8 protein-coding genes, 1 tRNA gene and 3 rRNA genes are annotated in these 13,531 nt (G+C 59.7%); 8 read left to right on the top strand and 4 right to left on the bottom strand.

The window, feature by feature from the left end; all coding sequences use genetic code 11:
• Position 1: 1 nt before the first annotated feature.
• Together SPITH_RS02870 and lysC are read right to left on the bottom strand one after the other, a co-directional pair.
• Positions 2 to 403 (bottom strand): J domain-containing protein, encoded by a 402-nt coding sequence (locus SPITH_RS02870; protein WP_014624231.1) that lies wholly within the window; start codon positions 401 to 403, stop codon positions 2 to 4.
• 52 nt (positions 404 to 455) lie between these two features.
• Positions 456 to 1,799: a lysine-sensitive aspartokinase 3 gene (lysC, locus tag SPITH_RS02875; RefSeq protein ID WP_014624232.1), complete on the bottom strand. Its 1,344-nt coding sequence runs from the start codon at positions 1,797 to 1,799 to the stop codon at positions 456 to 458.
• A gap of 65 nt (positions 1,800 to 1,864) precedes the next feature.
• On the opposite strand from lysC, the gene SPITH_RS02880 reads away from it, so the two are divergent.
• Complete coding sequence (locus tag SPITH_RS02880; protein WP_014624233.1) at positions 1,865 to 4,294, top strand: helicase C-terminal domain-containing protein; 2,430 nt, start codon at positions 1,865 to 1,867, stop codon at positions 4,292 to 4,294.
• 81 nt (positions 4,295 to 4,375) lie between these two features.
• On the opposite strand, the gene SPITH_RS02885 is transcribed toward SPITH_RS02880, so the two are convergent.
• A complete protein-coding gene (locus SPITH_RS02885) occupies positions 4,376 to 4,645 on the bottom strand; it encodes a co-chaperone GroES (protein WP_013313358.1) in 270 nt (89 codons plus the stop codon).
• Positions 4,646 to 4,994: 349 nt separating this feature from the next.
• Between SPITH_RS02885 and SPITH_RS02890 the strand changes: the two genes are divergently transcribed.
• The 6 genes from SPITH_RS02890 (at position 4,995) to SPITH_RS11900 (ending at position 11,920) form a co-directional block, all read left to right on the top strand.
• Positions 4,995 to 6,317: a transposase gene (locus tag SPITH_RS02890; protein WP_014624234.1), complete on the top strand. Its 1,323-nt coding sequence runs from the start codon at positions 4,995 to 4,997 to the stop codon at positions 6,315 to 6,317.
• Between the two features lie 551 nt (positions 6,318 to 6,868).
• Positions 6,869 to 8,414, top strand: a 16S ribosomal RNA gene (locus SPITH_RS02895).
• 64 nt (positions 8,415 to 8,478) lie between these two features.
• Positions 8,479 to 8,552 (top strand) — tRNA-Ala (locus SPITH_RS02900).
• 69 nt (positions 8,553 to 8,621) lie between these two features.
• Positions 8,622 to 11,620 (top strand): 23S ribosomal RNA (locus tag SPITH_RS02905).
• 43 nt (positions 11,621 to 11,663) lie between these two features.
• Positions 11,664 to 11,778 (top strand): 5S ribosomal RNA (gene rrf / locus SPITH_RS02910).
• The 16S, 23S and 5S rRNA genes sit together here with 1 tRNA gene alongside, the layout of an rRNA operon.
• Before the next feature lie 22 nt (positions 11,779 to 11,800).
• The gene (locus SPITH_RS11900) at positions 11,801 to 11,920 is read left to right on the top strand and encodes a 30S ribosomal protein THX (protein WP_014624235.1); all 120 of its coding nucleotides are present in this window, start codon (positions 11,801 to 11,803) and stop codon (positions 11,918 to 11,920) included.
• A gap of 59 nt (positions 11,921 to 11,979) precedes the next feature.
• On the opposite strand, the gene era is transcribed toward SPITH_RS11900, so the two are convergent.
• Positions 11,980 to 12,852, bottom strand: coding sequence for a GTPase Era (gene era, locus SPITH_RS02915; RefSeq protein ID WP_014624236.1), 873 nt, complete (start codon positions 12,850 to 12,852; stop codon positions 11,980 to 11,982).
• Positions 12,853 to 12,945: 93 nt separating this feature from the next.
• On the opposite strand from era, the gene SPITH_RS02920 reads away from it, so the two are divergent.
• The gene (locus SPITH_RS02920; RefSeq protein ID WP_013313360.1) at positions 12,946 to 13,530 is read left to right on the top strand and encodes an ATP-dependent Clp protease proteolytic subunit; all 585 of its coding nucleotides are present in this window, start codon (positions 12,946 to 12,948) and stop codon (positions 13,528 to 13,530) included.
• Position 13,531 lies beyond the last annotated feature (1 nt).

Here is a 13,531-nt window from a genome sequence, read left to right on the forward strand (position 1 = left end):
CTCACCTCGATCGTCCCTCCCGGTACCAGGCAGAAAGGGTTTCGAAGGCCTCGTTGAGACGTTGTGTCTCGCGGGTGGCCGCCTCCTCCTGTTCCTTCCCGGCCCGGTCGGGATGGACCTTCTTGAGCTTTTCGCGATAGGCCTGTTTCACCGTGTCGTACGGGCTGCCCGGTTCCACCCCGAGGACCCGAAAGGCCGCCAGGATCTCGGCGGGAAGTGAGGGACGCACGCGGTCACGGGTGTGGAAGGACCCGGTATCCCCGTCGAGCGACGCTTCCAGTTCCTCCCACGCCTCCCGATAGTAGGGGTCGGCTTCCTCGTCGGTGAGGAATCCCAGCGAGCGCCGGAAGGATGCGAGCTCTGCGCGGATGATACGGAACATTCGTTCTATGAGTGGATCCATGGCCTCACCGTTTCGGGTATCGTCCTCCTGTATCTCCCGCGGGAGAGCGGTCTCATCCCTTTTCGAAGAAGGCGCGGTGGAGTCGCCGCACGGATTCCTCTCCGTCCCTGTCGGCCACCACGAGGGAAAGGTTGATGTGGGAGGAGCCCATGGTGATCATTCTCACCGGGATGCCCTGTAGGGCTGAGAAGGCGTTGAGGATCGTCTCGTGGGTCTTCCACACGTCCTCACCCACCAGGGAGATGATCGCCTTTTCCTCCTCCACCACGACTTTTCCTATCTTGGAGAGTTCCCGCGTGATGGAATGGAGGTTCGCCTTGTTGTCGATGGTCATGGAGACCGAGACCTCCGAGGTGGCGATGAGGTCCACCGGTGTCCTGTATTCTGCGAACACGTCGAAGATCCTGCTCAAGAACCCGTATGCGTTGAGCATACGGTAGGATTGTATGGTGATGAGCGTGATGCTCCGCTTGGTGGCGATGGCCTTGAGGCCCTTGTACGGGCTCCGGTGGGTGATGGTGGTGCCGGGGCCGTTCGGGTCCATGGTGTTCTTCACCAGGACCGGGATGTTCTTCTCCACCGCCGGTTGGATGGTGGACGGGTGGACCACTTTGGCTCCGAAGTAGGCGAGTTCCGCCGCCTCCTCGTAGCTGAGCTGGGGGATCGGCTGTGCCTCCGGAACGATACGGGGATCGGCCGTCATCACGCCGTGTACGTCCGTCCATATCTCGATCCGCGAGGCATGCAGGCCGGCTCCCACGATGGCGGCACTGTAGTCCGATCCTCCCCTGCCCAGTGTGCTCGTGGTCCCGTCGGGGGTGGATGCGATGAAGCCCTGCATGATCACCAGATCACCGGCGCCCACCTTCACGCCCGAGGAGAGCCGCCGATAGGTCTCCCTGATGTCGGGGGTTGCGTTTCCGAAGGAGTCATCGGTGATGATGTAGTTCCTGCTGTCGAGGAGACGGGCTTTGAGACCTCGCTGGAGCGCGCGATGGTAGAGGAGGGTGGTGGAGAGGATCTCGCCGAAGGCCACCACTGCATCGAGGGTCCGTGGACTCACCTCCTTGAGGAGGGTCATCCCCTTCACGATGGTCCCCAGCTCGGCGAAGAGCGTTTCGAGCCTGGCGACGGCCTTCTCCAGGTACTCCCCTTCGAGAAAGTCATGGGCGATCTGGAAGTGGTGCGTCTTTATGAGGTTGAGGATGCTCTGCACGCTCTCCTCGTCGCCCCGGGCCGAGGCCTGGGTGAGCTGGATGAGCCTGTCGGTGGTCTTCGCCGTGGCGGAGGCCACGAGAACCACTCCTTCGTTCAACTCCTCTTCCGCGATGGAGAGGACCCTGTCCATCCGATCGGCGTCCTGGACCGAGGTTCCCCCGAATTTCATCACGACCATGCGCCTATGCTACAGGGGGGACGAGATGTTGACAAGTGGGAGGGGCGCCTTCCATAGTGTGGGGTATGAAGGCAGAGGAGAGGATCAGCGCCAGGGCGTGCGGGAAGATCCGGGAGGCCATCGCCGATGCAGAGGGGAACGAGGTGGTCCTCGCAGCCTGGCTGGATGGGGAAGGGACTGTGGAACGGGTGGAGGTGGTATCCCGGGGGGATGTGGAGAGCGCACCGGCCGTCCTGCGGCAGCTCGAGCGGGTGGACGTGGTGATCCACAACCATCCGAGCGGGGTGCTCGCCCCCAGCAAAGCCGACCTCGCCGTGGCGGGGATCTTGGGGGAGGAGGGGGTGGGGTTCTACATCGTCGACAACGAGGTGCGCCACGTCTACGTGGTGGTGGAGCCCTTGCCGGAGCGGCCCCTCACCCCGCTCCCGGAGGAGGAACTCGCGGCCCTCCTCTCTCCAGGCGGTCCCTTCTCTGCGATGCCCCACTACGAGTACCGCGAGGGTCAGGTCGGTCTCCTCAGGGAGGTGGTGAGGGCCTTCAACGACGACGGGATCCTCGTGGCCGAGGCCGGTACCGGTATCGGGAAGTCGTACGCGTACCTCATCCCCGCCCTCCTCTGGGGGACGAACAACGAGGAACGGGTGGTGGTGAGTACGGCCACCATCACCCTCCAGCAGCAGCTGGTCGAGAAGGACATCCCCTACGTGCAGAAGGTGCTCGGTACCCGGGTGAAGGTCACCCTCGTGAAAGGGAGACAGAACTACCTCTGCCGCCACCGGCTCGCCGAGGTCCTCGAAGAGGGGGCGGAGGACCTCTTCACGGATCCCGATCTGCTCAAGGCGCTCGCCGACTGGGCGGTTTCCACCCCCACCGGAGACAGGGCCGACATACCCTTCCATGTGCCCGACGAGGTGTGGGGCCAGGTGTGCTCCGAGGCCGAGCTGTGCATGGGACTCCGGTGTCCCGACAGGGAGCGGTGTTTCGTCCTCCGCGTGAGGAAGGAGGCCGCTGCCTCCCGGCTCCTCGTGGTCAACCATCACCTCCTCTTCTCGGACCTGAGTATGCGGATGGAGGGACGCGGATTCGATACCGCGGCGGTGCTCCCCGGTTTCTCCCGCCTCATCCTCGACGAAGCGCACAACCTGGAGGACAGCGCGAGTTCCTTCTTCTCCCAGGTGCTCTCTCCCGAAGGGGTCCTCCGTGTGCTTCGACGCATCCATTCGAGGGGAAGGCGGGGGGCGAAGGGCGTGCTCAGGCGGTTGGAGAAGACCTTGGGAGGACTCGAACAGGCCGGGGAGTGGATAGCCGACCTCAACCGGATTGCAGAGAGGACCGAGGCCCTGAGAGGCGTCTGGCTCGCTCTCCTCCCCGAGGAGGGGACGGTGAGGATGGATGGGGACGCCGTCTCACGGTGTGCACCGGGATTCGAGTCCCTCTTCGCCCTTCAGGAAGAGATCCTCGGCTTCCTCGGAGAGGTGGATCGCCTCATGAAGTCTCTCGACGAGGCGATGAAGGACCACCCCGTGGTACAGGAGTTTCTCCTCCATGTGCGACGTCTCAGGGATGTGGCCCGGTTCTGCCAGGCCTACCGGGATCGAGCGGATGCCGAACAGGTGTACTGGGTGGAGCGGGTACGAAGGACGCGGGGCGAGCCTTCCTTCCGTCTGGTGATCACTCCCCTGGATCCGGGCGCGCTTCTCCGGGAGCATCTCTACGAGGCGGTGAAGACCCTCGTGTTCACGAGTGCCACCCTCACCGTGGGCGGTTCTTTCACTTTCTGGGAGGAGACGGTGGGACTTGTGGGCATGGGGGACAGACTGCGGGAACGCGCCTTTCCCTCTCCCTTCCCCTATGAGGAACACGTCCTCCTCTCCGTTCCTACGGACGCCCCTCCTCCGGAGGATGCCGGATATCAGGCGTATCTCTCTTCGCTCCTCAAGGAGGTGCTCGTCCTCTCCGAGGGACACGCCCTCGTACTCTTCACCTCCTACAGGATGCTGGAGGACACCTACAGGGACGTGGCGCCCGTGCTTCTCGATCACAAGCTCCTCGTCCTCAAGCAGGGTGAGGACGAGAGAAGCAGACTTCTGTCACGGTTCAAGGAGATCCCGGCGAGCATCCTCTTCGGTACCGAGAGTTTCTGGGAAGGCGTCGATGTCCCTGGAGAGGCCCTTCAGCTCGTGGTCCTCTGCCGGCTGCCGTTCAGGGTCCCCTCCCATCCCGTGCTGCAGGCGAGGGTCGAACGCCTTGCTGCGGAAGGGAAGAGTCCCTTCTATCACCGGCAACTTCCGGAAGCCATCATGCGCTTCAAGCAAGGCTTTGGAAGGCTCATGCGCCGTACCACCGACAGGGGGGTGGTCCTCGTCACCGACTCTCGTATCGTGAGCCGCAGCTACGGCCGGCTCTTTCTCTCCTCCATCCCCCGCACCCGTCTCGCCGTCACCCACACCGAGGGCGTCCTCCGCGAGATGGAGCGTTTCCTGTATCCGGGATGACCGTATCCCCTCGGTATCGTCTGAGAGCAAAACAAAGAGCAGCCCCGGCGGGCTGCTCTTTGTGCGAAGGACCTCCGGCCGTTACTCTTCGACTACGCCCAGGATGTCGTTCATCGAGAGGATGAGGTGTTCCTCGCCCTCGATCTTGATGCTGGTTCCCGCGTACTTGTCATAGAGCACCTTGTCTCCCACCTTCACTTTGATGTTGTCCTTGTCGTCTCCTACTGCCACCACCGTACCCATCTGGGTCTTTTCCTGAGCCGTCTGGGGAATATAGATCCCGCTGGCCGTCTTGGTTTCACTCAACTCGATCTTCACGAGTACACGATCGCCAAGTGGTCTGACCTTCATACGAAATCCTCCTCACTCAAATGGATGTAGAGATGTAGTGGAATCAGGTGTCAATTTACTGAAAATATACGATTATCCCTTCCCATAGTCAATAAAACTGCCGTCTGATCACGGCGCTCACGGATTGAGAGATCTCGTGGATCCGATGAGAGCCTTTTGCGCTGTTTTCACGCAACGATAGGTAAAGACATTACAAGCGGGTGGGGATTTATTTTACCCCAAAAAAGCGGTCCACAGGTGCGATAGAAGGGGAAAACGAGGTCGGAGTTGAAAAATTGACCCCAAAAAAGAGGGCCCCCGGGTTTTTCCATGATAGAATCATGGTAGCAGAAAACCGACGGAGGGGCCCATGGCAAGTATAGCACAGAAATCACTTTTTTGCTGGCACGATGTAGAAGCATTGGGGGATTTACATCGGCTTCGGCTGGTGTTGGAGAACCTGCCGGATGAGGAACTGATGCAGCAGCTGGAACAGAGGCGGGGGAGAGGCCGGAATGAATATCCGGTACGGGCGATGTGGAACTCGCTCGTTGCGGGGATAGTGTTTCAGCACCCGAGCATCGAGCAGCTACGCCGGGAGCTCTTGCGGAACGGGCAACTGAGGGACCTGTGTGGATGTGATCCTACCCGGGGAAGCGATGCGGTACCCAGTGCCAGCGCGTACAGCCGGTTTCTTTCCACCTTGAGGAAGCGGAGTATCCGGGAAGCACTGGTAAGGGTGTTTACCAGCCTGGTGGATCAGTGCTACCGGGAGCTGCCTGGATTTGGGCGGCGGCTGGGAGCCGATGGGAAGGGGATAGCAAGCGTTGCCCGTCGAAGGGGGAAGGGTGCCGGAGACCGGCGAGGGGAGCACGATGCGGACTGGGGGTGTCATGAGTATGTGTATCAGAATGAACGGGGGGAGGTGCAGAAGTCGGTAAAGAAATGGTTCGGGTTTACGGTGCACCTCCTTGCGGATACAGCGTATGAACTGCCGGTGGCCTTTACGGTGAGTCGGGCCTCAAAGCACGAGGTGCCGGTAATGCGAAAGCTGATTCGGTCCCTGGATCGCCATAGGCCGCATATACTCAAGGCGGCGGAAGTGTTCACGGCCGACCGGGGCTATGATGATGGCACGTTGATAGATCTGTTGTGGCACGAGCACCGGATCAAACCGGTCATCGATATTCGCAACCTGTGGAAAGATGGAGAGGAGACGAAGCTGGTGGCAGGGACACCGAACGTGGTGTATGACTACCAGGGGACGGTGAGTTGTGTCTGTATGGCCACGGGGACGCAGCGGGAGATGGCCTACCGGGGATTTGAAGAGAAGCGGGGCACGTTGAAGTACGGCTGTCCTGCGGTGCACTATGGGTATGAGTGTGCAGGCAAAGCCTCCTGTCCTCTGGCCTCCTGTATTCGGATCCCCCTCTCCACGGACCGCAGAGTCTTCACGCCTCTCGCCCGGTCTTCGTATCGGTGGAAGCGGGAGTATGCCAAGCGAACGGCCTTGGAGCGGATCCACAGCCGGCTGGATCGAAGCTTTAGCCTGGAACTCCACACGATCCGGGGGCAGGAGAAACTGTCGGTTCACCTTACGCTGGTGTTTTCTGTCATGAGTGCCCTTGCCCTGGGACGAGTGCGAGAGAACCAGCCGAACCAGATGCGCTCCCTGGTCAGGCCTGCGGCCTAACGAGCGGTCTTACCGAAACCGATCCCCCGTATCCACGTTCCCTTGAGGAATCCTGAGGGAAGGTGTGTCCAGTTCGGATACAGAACCGCCGTGGTGGAGTGAACGCGAGCAAACCATCGTGCATATTGTACCGTTGTGAGCACTATTCCGGATGAGAATACGGTAACGTTGACACCCTAAGCAGGCATTACAGCGCGTTGTTGCCCAGGATTCCCGTTGGCTTACTAAAAAAAGCAGTACAGCGCAAAAGGCTCGATGAGACTTGACAGAGCGGTCGTGTTTCATTATGTTTAAGCTCACCTACTGCATGAGTTCGTCTCACGAACGAGCCCATGGAAAAATGAGCAGAAGCTATTGACACGAATCGAAAGCTCTGCTATAAAGCGCACACGCAAACGCGCATGGTTCTTTGGCAGAAGGTAGCGAAGGGGAGGTTGAGTAAGGGTGTGACGGAGACGAAGTGGTCGTACTGCTGCGTTGGGTAGTGGTACGGCATGAGGTAAGGTTTGAGCGAGAAGAAGAACCGCACTCTTCGGAGTGTGGTTAAGAGAATGATGGAGAGTTTGATCCTGGCTCAGAACGAACGCTGGCGGCGCGTCTTAGGCATGCAAGTCGAGCGGTAGGGTGGTGCTTGCACCACCTGAGAGCGGCGGACGGGTGAGTAACACGTAGGTGACCTATCCTCAGGTTGGGGATAGCCCGTGGAAACACGGGGTAATACCGGATGGCCTCTTATGGCTGTGGCTATAGGAGGAAAGGCCCGATAAGGGTCGCCTGAGGAGGGGCCTGCGGCCCATTAGCTAGTTGGTAGGGTAACGGCCTACCAAGGCGACGATGGGTAGGGGGTCTGAGAGGATGGCCCCCCACACTGGGACTGAGACACGGCCCAGACTCCTACGGGAGGCAGCAGCCAAGAATCTTCCGCAATGGGCGAAAGCCTGACGGAGCGACGCCGCGTGGGGGAAGAAGGCCGGAAGGTTGTAAACCCCTTTTCCCAGGGAAGAATAAGGGCGGGAGGTAATGCCCGTCTGATGACGTTACCTGGGGAATAAGCCCCGGCTAACTACGTGCCAGCAGCCGCGGTAATACGTAGGGGGCGAGCGTTGTTCGGAATTACTGGGCGTAAAGGGGGCGCAGGCGGTCTGGCAAGTCTGGTGTAAAAGGCTACGGCTCAACCGTAGTGTGCACCGGAAACTGCTGGGCTGGAGTCCCGGAGGGGGAGCTGGAATTCCCGGTGTAGGGGTGAAATCTGTAGATATCGGGAGGAACGCCGGAGGCGAAGGCGAGCTCCTGGCCGGAGACTGACGCTGAGGCCCGAAAGCGTGGGGAGCGAACAGGATTAGATACCCTGGTAGTCCACGCCGTAAACGATGTGCACTAGGCGTTGGGCCTTGGAGGCTCGGTGCCGAAGCTAACGCGTTAAGTGCACCGCCTGGGGAGTATGCCGGCAACGGTGAAACTCAAAGGAATTGACGGGGGCCCGCACAAGCGGTGGAGCATGTGGTTTAATTCGATGATACGCGAGGAACCTTACCAGGGCTTGACATCTACCGGGCGGCTGCAGAGATGCAGCTTCCCCGCGAGGGGCTGGTAGACAGGTGCTGCATGGCTGTCGTCAGCTCGTGCCGTGAGGTGTTGGGTTAAGTCCCGCAACGAGCGCAACCCCTGCCGTCTGTTGCCATCGGGTGAAGCCGGGCACTCAGGCGGGACTGCCGGTGACAAACCGGAGGAAGGTGGGGATGACGTCAAGTCATCATGGCCCTGATGCCCTGGGCTACACACGTGCTACAATGGCCGGTACAGAGGGAGGCGAAGCCGCGAGGCGGAGCAAATCCCAGAAAGCCGGTCTCAGTACGGATTGGAGTCTGAAACCCGACTCCATGAAGGTGGAATCGCTAGTAATCGCGCATCAGCCATGGCGCGGTGAATGCGTTCCCGGGCCTTGTACACACCGCCCGTCACACCACCCGAGTCGGGGGTACCCGAAGCCGGTAGCCTAACCCGTAAGGGAGGGCGCCGTCGAAGGTACGCCTGGTGAGGGGGGTGAAGTCGTAACAAGGTAGCCGTACCGGAAGGTGCGGCTGGATCACCTCCTTTCTGAGAGAAAGACACCCTGAAAGACCTCCCTTCGCTTTTTCTCGTGGAACGAGACCCATGTGATGGGGGCATAGCTCAGTTGGCTAGAGCATTGGCTTTGCAAGCCAAGGGTCCAGGGTTCGAATCCCTGTGCCTCCAGCACAGGCGCATGGACGTCTGTGGTTCTGTTCTTTGGCAGAGGGTAGAGAAGGGGGAGAGGGGAGATATGGTCAAGGAGATAAGGGCCTATGGTGGATGCCTCGGAGCCGCTCGGCGAAGAAGGGCGTGGTAAGCTGCGAAAAGCCACGGGGAGGGGCACACACCCTGAGATCCGTGGATTCCCGAATGGGGTAACCCGGCGGGCTGGAGGCCCGTCACCTATGGACTGAACACATAGGTTCATAGGAGCGAGACCCGGGGAACTGAACCATCTCAGTACCCGGAGGAGAAGAAATCAAGATGAGATTCCCTGAGTAGTGGTGAGCGAAAGGGGAGGAGCCTAAACCATGCTGGTGTAGAAGGTTCGGGCCGTTGCCGGCATGGGGTTGTGGGGCCGTTCTGGAGGGAGCCCGGAATCCCTCGCGCAGTTACCAAGCATCCGGCTAGTGGAATGGTCTGGGAAGGCCAGCCGGAGAGGGTGAAAGCCCCGTACACGAAAGCTGAGGTGCCTGCGTGGGAACGGTACCCGAGTAGGTCGGGACCCGAGGAAGCCCGACTGAATCTGGGGGGACCACCCTCCAAGGCTAAATACGAGGCGGCTACCGATAGTGGAAGAGTACCGTGAGGGAACGGTGAAAAGAACCCCGGGAGGGGAGTGAAAGAGAACCTGAAACCATAGGCCTACAAGCAGTCAGAGCCCGCGGAAGCGGGTGATGGCGTGCCTTTTGCAGAATGAGCCTGCGAGTTACTGTTGCAAGCGAGGTTAAGGGACAGGAGTCCCGGAGCCGTAGGGAAACCGAGTCTTAAGAGGGCGCTAGTTTGCAGCAGTAGACCCGAAGCCGGGTGATCTATCCATGGCCAGGTTGAAGCTGGGGTAACACCCAGTGGAGGACCGAACCCTAGTCTGGTGAAAAAGGCAGGGATGAGCTGTGGATAGGAGTGAAAGGCTAAACAAACCCGGCGATAGCTGGTTCTCGCCGAAATAGCTTTAGGGCTAGCCTTGCAGTTGACTGTAGCGGAGGTAGAGCACTGGATGGGCTAGGGCCCTTCACCGGGTACCAAACCCAACCAAACTTCGAATGCCGCTACAGGGTCTGCAGGAGTCAGACTACGGGCGACAAGGTTCGTGGTCGAGAGGGGAACAGCCCAGACCGCCAGCTAAGGTCCCGAAACCGTGCTTAGTGGGAAAAGAGGTGGGGCGGCGAAGACAGCCAGGAGGTTGGCTTAGAAGCAGCCATTCCTTAAAAGAGTGCGTAACAGCTCACTGGTCGAGTCGCCCTGCGCTGATAATGTAACGGGGCTATGCACGGTACCGAAGCTGCGGGTCGACACCTGTTTGAGGGTGTTGGCGGTAGGCGAGCGTTCCGCGTACCGATGAAGGCATGCTGGGAGGCATGCTGGAGGGGGCGGAAGTGAGGATGCAGGCATGAGTAACGAAAAGAGGGGTGAGAATCCCCTCCGCCGAAAGCCTAAGGTTTCCTGAGTAAAGGTCGTCTGCTCAGGGTTAGCCGGCCCCTAAGGCGAGGCCGAAAGGCGTAGCCGATGGGAAACGGGTTGATAATCCCGTGCCTCTCACAGTTTCCGAAGGGGTGACGCAGGAGGCGAAGCCGGGCCGGGGGATGGTAGACCCGGTGTAAGCGGGCGAGCCGGAGAGGGCGGTAGGCAAATCCGCCGCCTGAGGTGAGCCGTGAAGCCGAGCCCTGTAACAGGGGCGAAGCTGGTGTAGTCATGCTGCCGAGAAAGAGCCTCTAGGGGTAAGCTGTGAGAGACCGTACCGGAAACCGACACAGGTAGGCGGGATGAGCATTCCAAGGCGCGCGGGAGAACTCGCGTTAAGGAACTCGGCAAACTACCCACGTAACTTCGGGAGAAGTGGGGCCTCTGGTGGGTGGCGGAAGCTGCTTACTGGGGGTTGCAGAGTCCAGGCCCAAGCGACTGTTTACCAAAAACACAGGTCTCTGCGAACTCGCAAGAGGACGTATAGGGACTGACACCTGCCCGGTGCCGGAAGGTTAAGGGGATCCGTGAGCCGCAAGGCGAAGCGGTGAACCGAAGCCCCGGTAAACGGCGGCCGTAACTATAACGGTCCTAAGGTAGCGAAATTCCTTGTCGGGTAAGTTCCGACCCGCACGAAAGGTGTAACGACTTGGGCGCTGTCTCAACGCGAGACCCGGTGAAATTGAAGTATGGGTGAAGATGCCCATTACCTGTGGCTAGACGGAAAGACCCCGTGAACCTTTACTGCAGCCTGGCATGGGGACTTTGCATGGCATGTGTAGGATAGGTGGGAGGCAGGGAAGCCTGTGCGCCAGCACAGGTGGAGCCGTCGGTGAAATACCACCCTTGCCATGTAGGGTTTCTAACACCTGCCGTGATCCGGTAGGTGGACAGTGTCAGGTGGGCAGTTTGACTGGGGCGGTCGCCTCCTAAAGGGTAACGGAGGCGCGCGAAGGTCACCTTGCGCTGGTTGGAAATCAGCGTGGACGTGCAAGGGCATAAGGTGGCCTGACTGCGAGACCGACGGGTCGAGCAGGCGCGAAAGCGGGTCCTAGTGATCTGGCGGTACCGAGTGGAAGGGCCGTCACTTAACGGATAAAAGGTACTCCGGGGATAACAGGCTGATCCTGCCCAAGAGTCCACATCGACGGCAGGGTTTGGCACCTCGATGTCGGCTCATCGCATCCTGGGGCTGGAGCAGGTCCCAAGGGTTCGGCTGTTCGCCGATTAAAGCGGTACGTGAGCTGGGTTCAGAACGTCGTGAGACAGTTCGGTCCCTATCTGCCACAGGCGTTGGATGGTTGAGGGGGTCTGCTCTCAGTACGAGAGGACCGGAGTGGACGGACCTCTGGTGTACCAGTTATCGCGCCAGCGGTAGCTGCTGGGTAGCCAAGTCCGGAAGGGATAACCGCTGAAGGCATCTAAGCGGGAAGCCCACCCCAAGATGAACCATCCCCGGCACGTTATGTGCCCTGAAGGAGCGAGGGAGAAGACCTCGTCGATAGGCTGGCGGTGTACGCGTGGTAACACGTTCAGCCGACCAGTACTAATCCTCCGTGAGACTTGACCGTATCTTCCTGATCCCCTTTCCTCTGCCAAACAATGGAATCATTGCCTGGTGACTCGAGCGGAGGGGCAACACCCGTTCCCATTCCGAACACGGAAGTTAAGCCCTCCAGCGCCGATGGTACTGCCCCATGAGGGGTGGGAGAGTAGGCCGTCGCCAGGCTCTTTTTTTGCTGGAGGCCGCTATGGGAAAAGGTGACAAGAAGAGCAGGAAGGGCAAGATCTGGAGAGGCACCTACGGGAATACGAGACCGAAGCCCAAGAACCTGCGCAGGCGGAAGCGACAGCAGGGATCTTCCTCGTAGGCGGGCGTCTCGCGATCTGCTCCTGCCGATCCTCCCATTCCACAAAAGGGGAGGATTTTTTATGTGAGGAGCCGACGGAGAAGACCCTCGTTACGCCGCCACTTGGGTACCACCTTGACCCTGAGGTCGAGCCTCACCGGTCGTTCGAAGATCCCGGAGAGTTCCTTCTCGGACTGGAGCCTGATGGTTTTTATCTTTTCCCCCCCTTTCCCTATGATGATTCCCTTCTGGGACTCCCGTTCCACACAGATGAGGGCTCGGGCCCAAAGCGTTTCGTCCGGGCGTTCTTCCACGTCCAGGACTTCCACATAGAGGGCGTGGGGGAGTTCTTCCCTCGTCTGGTGAATCGCTTTTTCCCTTATGATCTCAGCGATCCGGAAACGAGGTTCCTGATCGGTGTAGAACTCCTCGGGATAGAGTTGTGGTCCCTCTTCGGCCGCCTCGAAGAGCCTGGCTTTGAGTTCCTCCAGGCCCTCACCGGTGTAAGCGGAGATCTTCACGATGGGGGCGGAAGGGAAGTGGGCCTTGAGCAAGGGAACCATCCCCTCTGCATGGTGTTCGGGGATATCGATCTTGTTGAGGGCGATCACGACAGGTTTTCCCGCCTGCTTGACCAGCTCGATGAGCTCGTGCTCCTCTTCGCCAACGGAGCGGGTGCTGTCGACGAGGTAGAGAATCTCGTCGACCTCTTTGAGTGCCTCGATCACCTGCTCTTTGAGGAAGAGATTGAACTTTTTTTCCGAGTGGTGGTAGCCCGGGGTGTCGATGAAGACGATCTGCCCTCGCTCCTCGGTGACGATCCCCCGTATCCTGTTCCTGGTGGTCTGGGGCACGGGGGAGGTGATGGCCACCTTTCTCCCGCACAGGGTGTTGAGGAGGGTCGACTTGCCGCTCGACGGTCTCCCTACGATGGCGCACACTGCGACTTTCATATCTATAACAGTAGCGAATATCGACCTTGCCGTCCATAAGTGGTATATTTACGGCAGAGCATATCTTGCAGGAACAACGGAGGAAACGAACGCATGAGATTCCAGGAGAAGGACGAACGGAAGGAACAGGGCGATCAACAGGCTCTCATGGAGAAGTTTCTCAGGACGAGGTCGATCATCCTCTCAGGGGAGGTGAACAAGGAACTGGTGGAGAAGGTGGTGAAGCAGCTCCTTCTCCTCGAACAGATGGGTGACGAACCGGTGAAGGTCTTCATCGACTCTCCGGGAGGCGATGTGGATGCGGGGTTCGCGATCTTCGACATGATACGTTTCGTGGGAGTGCCCGTGTATACCATAGGGATGGGGCTCGTGGCGAGTGCGGCGGCCCTCATCCTCCTGGCGGCGCCGAAGGAGTACCGCCTCGGTCTCCCGAATTCCCACTATCTCATCCACCAGCCGTGGAGCGGGATGCGCGGCGTGGCCACCGAGATAGAGATCCACGCCAAGGAGATCGAGAGGACGCGACACAAGATCAACCAGATCATAAGTGAGGAGACGGGCCGGCCGCTGGAGCAAGTGGAGAAGGATACCGACAGGGATTACTGGTTGAACGCAGGCGAGGCCCTCTCCTACGGTCTCATAAGCCGTATCATCTCTTCGGGGAAGGAGCTCGTCTGAT

Origin of the sequence: Spirochaeta thermophila DSM 6578 (genome assembly GCF_000184345.1) — a bacterium.
Classification (GTDB): domain Bacteria; phylum Spirochaetota; class Spirochaetia; order Winmispirales; family Winmispiraceae; genus Winmispira; species Winmispira thermophila.

Bases quoted from the DNA above. Each gene is read 5' to 3' on its own strand.
- SPITH_RS02890 (WP_014624234.1), top strand. From the start codon at position 4,995: ATGGCAAGTATAGCACAGAAATCACTTTTTTGCTGGCACGATGTAGAA.
- SPITH_RS02870 (WP_014624231.1), bottom strand. From the start codon at position 403: ATGGATCCACTCATAGAACGAATGTTCCGTATCATCCGCGCAGAGCTC.
- era (WP_014624236.1), bottom strand. From the start codon at position 12,852: ATGAAAGTCGCAGTGTGCGCCATCGTAGGGAGACCGTCGAGCGGCAAG.
- SPITH_RS11900 (WP_014624235.1), top strand. From the start codon at position 11,801: ATGGGAAAAGGTGACAAGAAGAGCAGGAAGGGCAAGATCTGGAGAGGC.
- lysC (WP_014624232.1), bottom strand. From the start codon at position 1,799: ATGGTCGTGATGAAATTCGGGGGAACCTCGGTCCAGGACGCCGATCGG.
- SPITH_RS02920 (WP_013313360.1), top strand. From the start codon at position 12,946: ATGAGATTCCAGGAGAAGGACGAACGGAAGGAACAGGGCGATCAACAG.
- SPITH_RS02885 (WP_013313358.1), bottom strand. From the start codon at position 4,645: ATGAAGGTCAGACCACTTGGCGATCGTGTACTCGTGAAGATCGAGTTG.
- SPITH_RS02880 (WP_014624233.1), top strand. From the start codon at position 1,865: ATGAAGGCAGAGGAGAGGATCAGCGCCAGGGCGTGCGGGAAGATCCGG.